Origin of the sequence: Kiloniella antarctica, from assembly GCF_042682825.1 — a bacterium.
Classification (GTDB): Bacteria; Pseudomonadota; Alphaproteobacteria; order Kiloniellales; family Kiloniellaceae; genus Kiloniella; species Kiloniella antarctica.
The window spans coordinates 271,574-283,684 of the sequence record NZ_JBHUII010000013.1 but is presented as its reverse complement, the minus strand read 5'-3'; the positions used below and the strand labels follow the sequence as shown (position 1 = coordinate 283,684).

Below are 12,111 nucleotides of genomic sequence, written 5' to 3'. Positions count from 1 at the left end.
TTAGCCCATTACTTTCTGAAGATTGTTGTCGATGGCATCAAGGAACTGGTCCGTTGTAAGCCAATTTTGATTAGGACTGATCAAAAGAGCCAAGTCTTTTGTCATATGTCCAGATTCAACCGTATCAATACAAACTTTTTCAAGAGTCTCTGCAAATTTAACGACTTCTGGCGTCTCATCGAACTGACCGCGGAATTTAAGGCCGCGTGACCATGCAAAGATTGATGCGATTGGGTTTGTTGAGGTGTCTTTACCTTGCTGATGCAGGCGGTAGTGACGTGTTACAGTGCCGTGTGCGGCCTCTGCTTCAACGGTTTGCCCATCGGGCGTCATCAGAACGGATGTCATCAGGCCGAGAGAACCAAAACCTTGGGCGACTGTATCAGATTGAACATCGCCGTCGTAATTTTTACACGCCCAAACAAAGCCCCCAGACCATTTCATAGCTGCAGCAACCATGTCGTCAATTAAGCGGTGCTCGTAAGAAATTCCGGCCGCAGCAAATTTATCAGCAAACTCTGCTTGGTAAATCTCTTCGAAAAGATCTTTAAAGCGACCGTCATATGCTTTGAGGATAGTGTTCTTCGTTGAAAGATAAACGGGCCATCCAAGGTCGAGACCATAGTTCATGCAGGCACGTGCAAACCCACGAATAGATTCGTCGAGATTGTACATACCCATGGCAACACCAGCTTCAGGGAAATCAAAAATTTCTCGTGTAATTGGCTCGCCGCCGTCTTCTGGTTGGAATGTCATGGTGAGTTTACCTGCACCGGGAACCAGAAAATCGGTTGCTTTGTATTGGTCACCAAATGCGTGACGGCCGATAACAATTGGTTGGGTCCAACCGGGAACAAGGCGCGGAACGTTTTCCATAATAATTGGTTGACGGAATACAGTGCCGCCAAGAATGTTACGGATTGTTCCGTTTGGCGAACGCCACATTTTCTTAAGGTCGAATTCTTCGACGCGTGCTTCGTCAGGGGTGATGGTGGCACACTTAACACCGACACGGTGTTCTTTGATCGCATTCGCAGCATCGATAGTGATCTGATCGTCTGTTGCGTCGCGGCTTTCGATTGAAAGATCGTAGTATTTCAAATCCACATCGAGATAGGGGAGAATGAATTTTTCTTTGATCTTTTCCCAGATGATCCGGGTCATCTCATCACCGTCGAGTTCTACGATCGGATTTTTTACCTTAATTTTGGCCATGTTCGCCTCCTTGTTTGTCGGCTTGTTTCATATGATTTGGGGAACTAACTGTGGAAAATAGCAGTCTTTCGCTGCAGTGCAAGATAATGGAGTTAGACAATTGCATTTAAAGCAGTGAAGTATCTGGTTTGATCTGGGATTCAGGTAAGGTGGTCAGTTTGCTGAAAATTTCTTCTATGCTATTGACAACACTGAATATATCATCAGGATTTTGGCGAAGATATCCTCCTTGAATTTGATGTTTTATCAAGTCGAGTAGTGGGGTCCAAAAATTTTCAAGATTAACTAAAATTATAGGTTTGTCGTGCATCCCCAGCTGTTTCCACGTCGCCATTTCAAAAAATTCATCCAATGTGCCAAGCCCGCCTGGAAGAATACAGAAAGCATCTGAGCGTTCGAACATCATCATTTTTCGCGTGTGCATGGAATCAACAACAACAAGTTCGCTGACATCATTATGTCCAACTTCGAATTTTTGCAAATATTCCGGAATGATACCAGTGACTTTACCATTATTTGCAAGAGCACCATCAGCGACACGACCCATGGAGCCAACACGGCCACCACCATATACGATTTCAATATTATGATCAGCAGCGAGCTTTCCAACCAAGCTGGCATTATTGAGGTGATCTTCGCTGACCGCGTTGGAAGAACCGCAATAAATGCAGATGGTGTTTATTTTTGTCATTCGTGTAATTCCCAAATTGGTTTTATTCGAAATTATTTTTAGTATCGTGCAAAAGTAGAAAACGGCATGAAAGAACTAGGGAAATATTCCAACCCCTTACACTTAATTATTTATCATATAGTGAGGCATGATAATTTGCACTGATGAAAAGGAGCTACTTTGCTTTATTGTGTCGATGTTGAATATTGCTATAGTAAATTATAACATCATGGACGACTTGTTCTTTTTGGAGAAGTTCTTACCTTTCTGTAGAAAACATGGAAAGCTGATAACGGTAATTATGGAGTGATAAAGTACGAGAAAAACTTCTCGTTGAAAATCGCTCTGTTAAGGTCATAACGTCAAATACTATAAGCCCTGAGGAGGCCTCCTTTGAGTCGTATCCTAGCAATTGCAATTTTAATTGCCTTGATCATTACTGGTGCTGCAGTGACAGTTTGGTATGTCGCTGGAGATCAAGATACACCACTGGTTGCGACTGGTACTGGGATGAATAGTGGAGATACGACAGCTGCACCCAAGAAGGTCGTAAAAACATTAACGGGCGATACTCTTGTCGAAAAAGACGTTGTTGTCGAAGAAATCAACACTCAACCGACTGAGGTTGTATCCAAGGGTACCAATACTGATGATGATGAGAACTTATCGACAGATAGTGTTGTTGACCAAAGTGATACGGTTAATACAGGAGGAAAGGTTGATCCTCTCTTAGCTTTTGACGTCATCCGTGTTGAAAAAACAGGTGATACTGTTATTGCTGGACGAGCGCCTGCAGGGAGTGATGTTCGTATCCTGGATGGTACAACTATATTGGGATCAGTTGAATCAGATACTAATGGGCAGTGGGTTTATATCCTGAAAACCCCGCTGGAACCTGGTGCTCATGAACTAGGTCTTCAGATCAACAACAGTGAGGGCGAGACACTTAAGTCGAAGGATGTAGCTATTATTGATGTACCCAAAGGGGAGTACGCTCCACTTGCTGTTTTGGTTCCCGATGAAGCAATGAGTGCGAACACCAGCGCATCTAAGGTTATTCAATTACCAAAAGGTGATGGTAATGAAGGTATCCGTGATGGTGAATTGGCTTTGGACAGTGTTGATTATAACGATGATGGACAGACGGTGATTGGGGGAACGTCTCAACCCGGTCAAAAAGTTGTTGGTTATTTAAATAACGAATTTGTCGGCCAAGGTGTTGCCGATGGCGAAGGCCGCTGGACCGTTGCACCTGAAAAAAATATTGATGAAGGGTTACATCAACTCCGTATTGATCAGGTTGATGATGGGGGGAGCGTTATAGCGCGTGTTGAGATTCCCTTTTCTCGCTCTGGGAAAATTGAGACCTTACCTGATGAACGTATTGTGACTGTCCAACCAGGTAACAGCTTATGGCGGATCTCCCGGGCGATTTATGGCCAAGGTGGCAGGTACGCTGTGATTTATGATCGAAATCAAGATCAAATCAGAAACCCCGACTTGATTTACCCAGGCCAAATTTTTGTTCTTCCAAAGACGAATTAACTCTCCGGTATGGTACTCTAAATAAGTTGTTTTAGGAAAAAGCCTTACATTTGAGGTCGGAATACAGTATTAGACACAAAATGTTTACGATGATTGCCTATATGACTAGGTAACTCTCGTAGTTAATTATGAAATTTTGAATGGAGACAGCAGTGCTGAAGCACATTTTAGTGCCAATTAATAAAGCGGGTTGGCCTTTTGTTGGCGGCGCACTTGCGCTTAGCGTTGTATTCGCGTTGATTTGGAAGCCTCTGGCAATTGTCGGGCTCATTCTTGCAGCTTTCTGCACCTATTTCTTTCGGGATCCAGAGCGTCAGACGCCTGTTCGTGAAGGACTTGTCGTTAGTCCTGCTGATGGGCATGTCAGCGCTGTCGAGACGGCGGTGCCGCCTTCTGAGCTCAATATGGGCAGTGAACCTTTGATGCGCATTTCTGTGTTCCTCAGTGTGTTTGATGTTCATGTCAATCGCGTACCAACAGCTGGTAAAATCACTGAGCTGGCTTATCATCATGGTGCTTTTCTCAATGCTGCCATGGATAAGGCATCAGAGTTGAATGAACGTATGTCGATAAAAATGGAAACGGAAGACGGCAAGGAAATCGCTTTCGTCCAGATTGCGGGACTGATTGCGCGCCGGATTATCTGTAACCTTACTTTGGAACAGGAAGTCAAAGCGGGTGAACGTTTTGGTCTTATCCGCTTTGGTAGTCGTACAGACGTTTATCTTCCTAACGGTGTTTCACCGCTTGTATCTGTTGGTCAGCAAATGATCGGTGGCGAAACAGTTATTGCAGATCTCCTTTCCGACGAAGTCTCACGCGAAACAGAGGTACGTTAATATGGCAGGTCTCAAGCGCCGTCGTCGTTTACACGGATTCTCCGTCAACCGGTTGATACCAAATGCCATCACCTTGATGGCGATGTGTTCCGGACTGTCGGCAATCCGTTTCGCCTTGGAAAAAGACTGGCAACTGGCTGTGGCTGGTATTGTTCTTGCCATGGTGCTCGATGGCCTTGATGGACCTGTTGCACGGCTAATGAAGGGCACAAGTGAGTTTGGTGCTCAGCTTGATTCCTTAGCTGATTTTGTCAACTTCGGTGTTACGCCAGCGATAGTTATTTATTTATGGGCGATGGATGGTTCTGGCGGTTTGGCATGGGCTGTATCGCTTTTCTTTGCGATATGTTGTGGTATGCGTCTAGCTCGTTTTAATACAGGACTTCTGGATGAAAATCCCCCACCTTGGGCCTCAAAATTTTTTACGGGGATACCTGCGCCTTGTGGTGCTGGTCTCATTTTGTTGCCACTGGCTTTAAGTTTTGAACTTGGTGATGAGTTTTTTCGGACACCTATTGTTAATGGTGTGATGTTAGTACTTGTTGGCGCCTTGTTTGTTAGCACGATCCCGACGTATTCATCTAAACGTATTCGCATACCAAGACGATATGTCGGACTTGTCTTACTTGGCGTTGCAATCTGCATCATGCTTTTGGTTAGTACGCCTTGGGTTTCCCTTAGCATTGCTGGTATTGGATATTTGGCGAGCATCATTCTTGCCCAGTTTTCTTATCGAAATAGCCGTAATAAAATGATGGCTCAAGAGGCTAAGGATCTGGAAAATAACGACCTGACAGACAAAAATTCGCCTGATCAACCTGATAAAGAAGAGGCCTAGAACGGCTTAAGAGCTGCTAGTATGTTTGATGCCTGGATGCGGAGAAAGATTGATCCTCCCTTAGAGCGGTTGGGCCGATCTCTTTCAGATAATGGAATAACTGCCAATCGGATAACATGGGTTGGTTTTAGCGTTGGTATGTTGGTTATTCCAGCACTCGGGTTTCAACATTATGAGGCGGCGCTTGCCTGTATTATATTTAACCGCCTTTGTGATGGTTTGGATGGTGCTGTCGCGCGTGTCAAAGGCATAACAGACCTTGGTGGTTATCTTGATATAACCTTGGATTTCCTTTTTTATTCAGCGGTCGTCTTTGGCTTTGCCTTAGCTAACCCGCAAGAGAATGCCTTGGCTGCAGCGTTTCTCATCTTTTCTTTTGTTGGAACTGGCGCTTCCTTTCTTTCTTTTGCGATCGTTGCGGAGAAAAGGGGGGTGTCAACCGATATCCGAGGCCAAAAATCTATTTATTATCTTGGTGGTCTGACTGAAGGTACAGAGACAATTTTTTTGTTTTTGGCACTCTGTATTTGGCCACAACACTTTTCTTTATTGGCGTGGGTGTTTGGCTCTCTTTGTTGGTTAACGACATCCTTTAGAGTTCACGCTGCAGTTTCCCTCTTTAAAGACTAATAAAAAAGAGAGCCGAAATGTTCGGCTCTCTTGGGTTCTCTCTTGCAGGTTATCGAGCAGGAGTTTGATCAAAAAAATCTCACTCAGCTGGTTGAAGTTATTCTTTGACTGGCGATCCATGTTGATTTGGATCTGTGGAATGTTTTTTGGATCTGTTTTTGATCCTGGTGACAAAGGTTCTAAAATTCACCCGAACCATCAAAGAGCTGGGCGTAATGACCAGCGTTAAAATTGTTGCAAAGCAAAGACCAAAAGCAATGGCTGTCGCAAGTTGTGTCCACCATTGGGTAGAAGGGCCACCAATTTGAACTGTACGATTAATCAAATCAATATTGGTGGAGAGCACCATAGGCATTAATCCAAGAATTGTCGTGACTGTGGTCAGGAGTACGGGGCGCAGACGCTGAGCTCCGGTTCTGATGATAGCTTCTTTTTGGTCTTTAAACTTAGTTGATACGTAATCGAAAGTATCAATAAGAACGATGTTGTTGTTGACGACTATTCCTGCCAAAGCAATAACCCCGATCCCGGACATGACGATACCAAAAGGTTGATCGGTAATCAAAAGCCCGATCAGCACGCCAATGGTTGACATGATGACGGCTGAGAGGATCAAAAGCGCACTGTAAAAACTATTGAACTGGGTCACGAGAATAATAGCGATCATAAAGAGCGCGACCCCAAAGGCTTTAACCAGGAATTCCTGAGATTCTTGTTGATCTTGATTCTCTCCTTTAAAGGTGATCGTTACTTTTGGATCAAGATTTTGTGTAGAAAGCCAGCTTTCGAGCTCTTTGACTTTAGTATCTGTAAGAACACCTTCAGCGATATCTGATTTGATCACAGCAACCCGTTTACCGTCGACACGATTTATCAAGCCAACCTTTGGTTTTGCTGTACGTGTGATGAAGTTTGATATGGGGATGAGGCCCACGTTGGTTTGAATTTTGATTTGATCCAGGTGTTCTATGGTCCGATTGTTTTTCGGAAGTCGAACGACGAGGTCGATCTCTTCATCGCTGTTATCTGGTCGGTAACTCCCGAGTTTCATACCATTGGTTACCATGCGGATATAGCTGCCGATTAATGCTATATCCGCACCAAATTTTGCGGCCTGAGCACGATCGACATCAATTCGCCATTCAATCCCGGGTACGGGTAGGCCATCTTCAATGTCAACAAAACCGTCTGTTGTTTGAAGGTGGGAGGCGATAATGCTGGCCATTGGATAGACCAGAGTTGGGTCTTCAGAAGCGATCTCTATCTCAATAGGTTTTCCCGACGAAGGACCTTTTTCTTCTTTACGAGGTTCTACAGATATTCCTCCAAGAACCGCTGTTCTGGCGCGAATTTCAGCAAGAATTTCATCGGCAGGTCGGCGATTAAACCAGTCGGTAAATTCCATTTGGATATTGCCAATCACATCTTCGGGTTGATTACTGCTGGTGCTACTTTCCGCATTGGTGCTGGCGTATATACTATGGAGTTCCTGTCTTTCATTTTGCAGATCCATAACAATTTGTTCGACCTGTCTTACAAGATAATCTCTTTCATCGATAGACATGTTTCCTTGAGCCCTAACCTGCAGAACCGCATTGTCTGGCTCGATATTTGGAAAGAACTCAACGCCTTTTCCGTATGTGCCATAAAGAAATATAACGCTAATGAGCAAGACAAAGGTTAAAGAAACAACCGTTCCTGGAAACTTTAATACCCGGTGCATAAGTTTGATATAAAACCCGGTGAAGCCTGTTACGCTCCTGAGGTCACCATTTTCTGAGGCGGCAAGGTTCTCCATGGATTTTTTATCTGCAGCGCCACCAGCTTTACCAATAATGGCGCCAATTGTTGGGACAACGATCAAGGCCATGACAAGAGAGGCACTGAGGGTCGCGATCAAGGTAATGGGCATGAATTTCATAAACTCACCCATAATCCCTGGCCAAAAAATTAGGGGGGCAAAAGCTGCAAGTGTCGTTGCTGTAGAAGCAATGATTGGCCATGCCATGCGCAAGCTTGCCTGTTTGTAAGCTTCTTTGCGATGGATACCTTCACTCATTTTGCGGTCGGCATATTCTGTAACGACAATCGCTCCATCCACAAGCATGCCGACGGAAAGAATTAAACTAAAAAGGACCACGACATTAACCGTAAGGCCGGCGGCATGAAGCATCATGATAGAGGCTAAGAAAGATCCGGGGATCGCGATCCCTACAAGTATGGATGAGCGAAAACCAAGAGCCGCAACAACAACAATCATCACCAGGATGATTGCAGAGAGCACGTTATTTTGAAGATCCTGCAACATTGTACGAATGCCGGTTGATTGATCCTGGCTGAAGGACACTTCTACGGCGTCAGGCCACAGGGTTTGTTCTTCGGCAATAACGGCGCGAACACGTTCGATGGTTTCAATAATATTGGTACCGGTACGTTTTGATATTTCAAGTGTGAGTGCTGGCTTATTGTTGACCCTTGCGTATTCGGATGTGTCCTTGAAGGTTTTTCTCAAAATACCAATATCTCGAACCCTGACAACAGCATCTCCATTTACCTTCAGTGGCATGTTAAGGATGTCGTTGGTGTCTTCGAACAATCCAGGGACTTGGATGGCAAATCGCCCTTGTCCTGTGTCGAGAGATCCTGCCGCAACCACGAGGTTTGATTTGCCAACAGCTGTTATAATATCATTGGCATCCAGATTATAGCTTTCGAGAACGAGTGGATCGATAACAATTTCAACTAACTCATCTCTATCCCCGACTAATTTGGCTTCGAGAACAGTTGGGATAGATTCTAAATTATCCTGAAGCCTATTTGCGATAGAGAGAAGAGCGCGTTCAGGGATATCTCCAGATAGATTAACGACGATGATGGGAAAAAGGCTTAAGTTGACTTCATGAACGGTTGGCTCATCTGCGTCTGCTGGAAGTTCAGCCTTGGCAATGTCGACTTTCTCGCGGACATCTGTCAGGGCAAGATCAATATCTGATCCGGCATCAAATTCCATGACGACATTTCCGCCTCCAAGATAGGAGGTTGAACGCATCTCTTTGACGCCCTCAATACTGCGGAGTTCTTTTTCCATGGGTTTTAGAAGGAGGCGTTCAGCGTCTGCGGGGGAAATCCCTTCATGGTGCATGCTGACGTAAATAATCGGAATTGTGATGTCGGGGCTATCTTCTTTGGGGATTGTCACATAAGAAACACCCCCAGCAATAAGGATAAGGATAAGACCAAGCAAAACCGTTCTTGAACGCCCAAGAGCTGCAGAGATAATCCCATTCATGACTGAGGTACCTCAGATTTGAATTCTTCCAAGGTATTCACATCGATGGGCTTTACTGTTTGGCCATCGATAACAAGTTCTTGACCGACAACAATGAAGGTGACGTTGTCTGGCAAACCTCCGAGCCATAAACCATCAGTCGTATTTTCCAAAATTGTGGCTTCTTTAAACACGACTTCGTTTTTACGATTAATCGTTTTTACGCCAATCGCCCCTGTATCGGCGATGGTCAAAATTCCAGGAGATACTTTATGTGCTTGAGTGTGATTTAAGGTGAGAATGGTTTCAGCGGTAATACCATCAACAATACTTTGATCTTGGTTCGGGACGGCAACTTCAATACGGAAAGTTCGGGTCGTTGGGTTAGCCATTGAGGAAATGTATTGTACTTTTCCTTTAACAATCGCCCCTGTAATTAGCCTGACGCTGGCCGGATGGCCAACGGTAATAAAGGGAACCAGACGTTCACTTACTTCAGAGACAATCAGTATGGTGGAAAGGTCGACTATGGTACCGATCTCATCGCCGATATCGATGTATTCACCAATTTCAACCATGCGATTTTGTAGTATGCCCGTAAAAGGAGCTGGGATAAGGGTATTGGAAAGGTTCACATTAGCTTTGCTGAGTTCGGCTTGTGCAGATTCTAAGGCCGCTTTGCTCGCCGCGAGTTTAGTGTTCGCCTTGAAGCCTTTCTGTGAAAGACGCTTTGATGCTTCATATTCAATAGCACGCTGTTCTTTTAAGGCCGCGTACTCTTTTACTCTTGCTGACCGTTCATTAACGTCAAGTTTGGCAATCAGCTTGCCTGATTCTATTTTTTGACCTTTTTCAACAGTGAGTTCAATAATTTTACCACTGGCTTCACTTTTGATTTGAACAGTTCTGAGTGCCTCTGTTCTTCCTCGAATTGTTAACCGTCGGGTATAGGGTTCCGCGGATAAGTTGTGAACACGAACCGATGGTATGCGTATTTCCTTTGTCAGGTTAACGGGAGCTTTCTTCACCTCAGGCTGAGCTGACTTACCCGTTTCAGAGCCATCAGCAAGTAGCCCTGACATAACCCAGCCAGTAGTTCCAACTGCTAAAATGAATGCGAGGAGATAGGAAACTTTCATGATGCGTGCCTGTTTGAAGTCGTACTGGTTATGTTCTGAGAAGGAAGCTTTTGAAGGAAACTGTCCCTATGCTTTTGCAGATACTCGAGCGATGATTGGTAAACAGTTAAGCCGAGGCCATGACATAATTGTCTGCCGGCAGTTACGGACGTGATGTCACATTCTGACATACGCTCAAGAATATTTTTATAAAACGCTATACGCTGATCGATAAGCAGAGTGACCTGTGCTACGGGGAGAAGTTCCGCGAAATAAAGGACGAAGAAAAAGTCGGATGTAAATTTATCTGGAGCAGGAGGGACCAGAATACTTGTTATTAAAGCGTTATTACCCTTACTGGTCAGCTTATATACCTTCTTGTCGGGGCGTTTTTCTTGTGCCATTTGAGTACAGTCGACCAAGCCTTCGGATGATAGGCGTCCCAGCGCAGGGTAGATAGAGCCAAAACTGGCATCTTGAAAGTGACTAAAGGGGCCTTCTTCAAAGGCCTTCTTGATTTCATACCCACTTGCTTCGCCTTGGTATAATACCCCAAGGCATAAAGTTTTAACATCCATACTCAAATTACCTGCTTTATTTTTGTAGGTGGTTTTCGAAGCCATTTTCACCTATTTATGTTAGATATAGATCGAACCATCATATATCAACCCGATATAATGAATTTTTTATGACAATTAAAACTTTGTCCATAAATTATCTAAAAATTTAGCTAAATACCTAAAATTGAAATGGGGTTGTAACTCAGATATACTATAGTGAAAGGGATGAAAACATGGACTATTCTATACCACTTTCTGGACTTAATTTGCAGGCGCTCCGTGTTGCGGTGTCCGCTAATAATATTGTGAACGCTAAGTCTACAGCATTGAATGGTTCTGAAAATTCGTCCGCAAGAGTACCTTTCACACCAAGCAGAGTTGATGCCATAAGCAATAATCCTGGTGTCGGTGGAATTGTTTCTCAAGTTTCAGCGGGCACACCTCTATCGCAAGTAGGGCAGACGAGTAGTTTTGCCGAAATATTTTCAGCTACTAACGTCAATATTGAGGAAGAACTTGTTAATCAAAAGATAGCTTCTACTGCTTATAAGGCCAACGCCGTCGTAATTCAGAAATTTTCAGAGTTAGATGATACGCTTTTGAGTATTCTTGATAGTAACGAAGATTAAGTGATTACATAGCCTTCGTTCGTTTATTGATTTTGTTTATTTAATTAACTTGAATTTTATTTTAAATTTAGAGATAATTGTTTGGTATATTACATATCTCGTCTTGCCTTGCCGAAGGTATGTTGCCGTATATGTCATGTCTGAGGCTATTTTCGTCGTAAGTATGAAGGTTCAGGTTGCCATGTCTGGAAAAAAGCAAACTAAAGGTCAATTGCCTAATTCTTCTGTAGAATTGGATGGAGGTGACCAGCGACGCTATCAACGAATTTCTGTGCTTTGGTCTGGAGAATATTCAGACTTTGCTGGGATTGAGCAAAAATGCGTAATTTATGATGTTTCGGTCAATGGAGTACAGGCGAAATTTAATCATGTGATCGACATTGGAACGAGGCTTGTGATTAATATTGCCGGAGGAGTTCAGCTTGTATCAGAAGTTGTTTGGTCTCGAGGAGAAAACGTTGGCTTACGGTTTAAAGAAAGCCCTGATAAATTAGCGAGCATAATGGCAGGAATTTTACCGATGAAATGTTTAGAGTACGCTTGATTAATCAATTTATCAGAGTGATTTGAACAAATAGCATACCAATTAAAACAGTGTTTTTTATTCTCTGGGAGAGCCGTTAAAGGGTAACCTTTTCGTTCGTGGTGAAGGTAAGGTATAAGTAATTTTTGTTGCCTGAATATGATTTAATCAAAACTCGAATCTTTGCTTTCTCTCGCTCTTTAGTTGTTTTGGGTGGTGGTCCTCGCCTTCAATGCTCTTGAAAGTTTAAAAATGACGTATAATTTTATTGCTTTT

At 43.7% G+C, this 12,111-nt stretch carries 11 protein-coding genes; 6 read left to right on the top strand and 5 right to left on the bottom strand.

What is annotated here, in order from left to right; translation table 11 throughout:
• Nucleotides 1–1,215, bottom strand: a complete 1,215-nt coding sequence (locus ACFSKO_RS19920; RefSeq protein ID WP_380254975.1) for an NADP-dependent isocitrate dehydrogenase — start codon at nt 1,213–1,215, stop codon at nt 1–3.
• Between the two features lie 106 nt (nt 1,216–1,321).
• A complete protein-coding gene (locus ACFSKO_RS19915) occupies nt 1,322–1,906 on the bottom strand; it encodes an LOG family protein (protein WP_380254974.1) in 585 nt (194 codons plus the stop codon).
• A gap of 372 nt (nt 1,907–2,278) precedes the next feature.
• Between ACFSKO_RS19915 and ACFSKO_RS19910 the strand changes: the two genes are divergently transcribed.
• The 4 genes from ACFSKO_RS19910 to ACFSKO_RS19895 all read left to right on the top strand — a co-directional run bounded on the left by ACFSKO_RS19910 (nt 2,279) and on the right by ACFSKO_RS19895 (nt 5,737).
• Entirely contained in the window at nt 2,279–3,430 is a 1,152-nt protein-coding gene (locus tag ACFSKO_RS19910; protein ID WP_380254972.1) for a LysM peptidoglycan-binding domain-containing protein, read from the top strand.
• A 140-nt stretch (nt 3,431–3,570) separates the two neighbouring features.
• Nucleotides 3,571–4,269 (top strand): phosphatidylserine decarboxylase, encoded by a 699-nt coding sequence (locus tag ACFSKO_RS19905; RefSeq protein ID WP_380254970.1) that lies wholly within the window; start codon nt 3,571–3,573, stop codon nt 4,267–4,269.
• 1 nt (nt 4,270) lies between these two features.
• Nucleotides 4,271–5,107 carry a CDP-alcohol phosphatidyltransferase family protein gene (locus ACFSKO_RS19900; protein ID WP_380254968.1) on the top strand — a complete coding sequence of 279 codons (837 nt, stop codon included), beginning with the start codon at nt 4,271–4,273 and terminating at the stop codon, nt 5,105–5,107.
• A 21-nt stretch (nt 5,108–5,128) separates the two neighbouring features.
• A complete protein-coding gene (locus tag ACFSKO_RS19895) occupies nt 5,129–5,737 on the top strand; it encodes a CDP-alcohol phosphatidyltransferase family protein (RefSeq protein WP_380254966.1) in 609 nt (202 codons plus the stop codon).
• Nucleotides 5,738–5,834: 97 nt separating this feature from the next.
• Here ACFSKO_RS19895 and ACFSKO_RS19890 read toward each other — a convergent pair whose 3' ends face one another.
• Genes ACFSKO_RS19890 through ACFSKO_RS19880 form a run of 3 tightly spaced genes read right to left on the bottom strand, consistent with a single transcriptional unit; the run spans nt 5,835 to nt 10,746 of the window.
• Nucleotides 5,835–9,026: an efflux RND transporter permease subunit gene (locus tag ACFSKO_RS19890; RefSeq protein WP_380254964.1), complete on the bottom strand. Its 3,192-nt coding sequence runs from the start codon at nt 9,024–9,026 to the stop codon at nt 5,835–5,837.
• A complete protein-coding gene (locus ACFSKO_RS19885; RefSeq protein ID WP_380254962.1) occupies nt 9,023–10,144 on the bottom strand; it encodes an efflux RND transporter periplasmic adaptor subunit in 1,122 nt (373 codons plus the stop codon). The genes ACFSKO_RS19890 and ACFSKO_RS19885 overlap by 4 nt, the downstream gene beginning before the upstream one ends.
• Nucleotides 10,141–10,746, bottom strand: coding sequence for a PadR family transcriptional regulator (locus tag ACFSKO_RS19880; protein ID WP_380254960.1), 606 nt, complete (start codon nt 10,744–10,746; stop codon nt 10,141–10,143). Before ACFSKO_RS19880 ends, ACFSKO_RS19885 begins: the two co-directional genes overlap by 4 nt.
• A 170-nt stretch (nt 10,747–10,916) precedes the next feature.
• On the opposite strand from ACFSKO_RS19880, the gene ACFSKO_RS19875 reads away from it, so the two are divergent.
• Complete coding sequence (locus tag ACFSKO_RS19875; protein WP_380254958.1) at nt 10,917–11,312, top strand: flagellar basal body rod C-terminal domain-containing protein; 396 nt, start codon at nt 10,917–10,919, stop codon at nt 11,310–11,312.
• Nucleotides 11,313–11,493: 181 nt separating this feature from the next.
• Complete coding sequence (locus ACFSKO_RS19870) at nt 11,494–11,856, top strand: PilZ domain-containing protein (RefSeq protein WP_380254956.1); 363 nt, start codon at nt 11,494–11,496, stop codon at nt 11,854–11,856.
• Nucleotides 11,857–12,111: the final 255 nt, after the last annotated feature.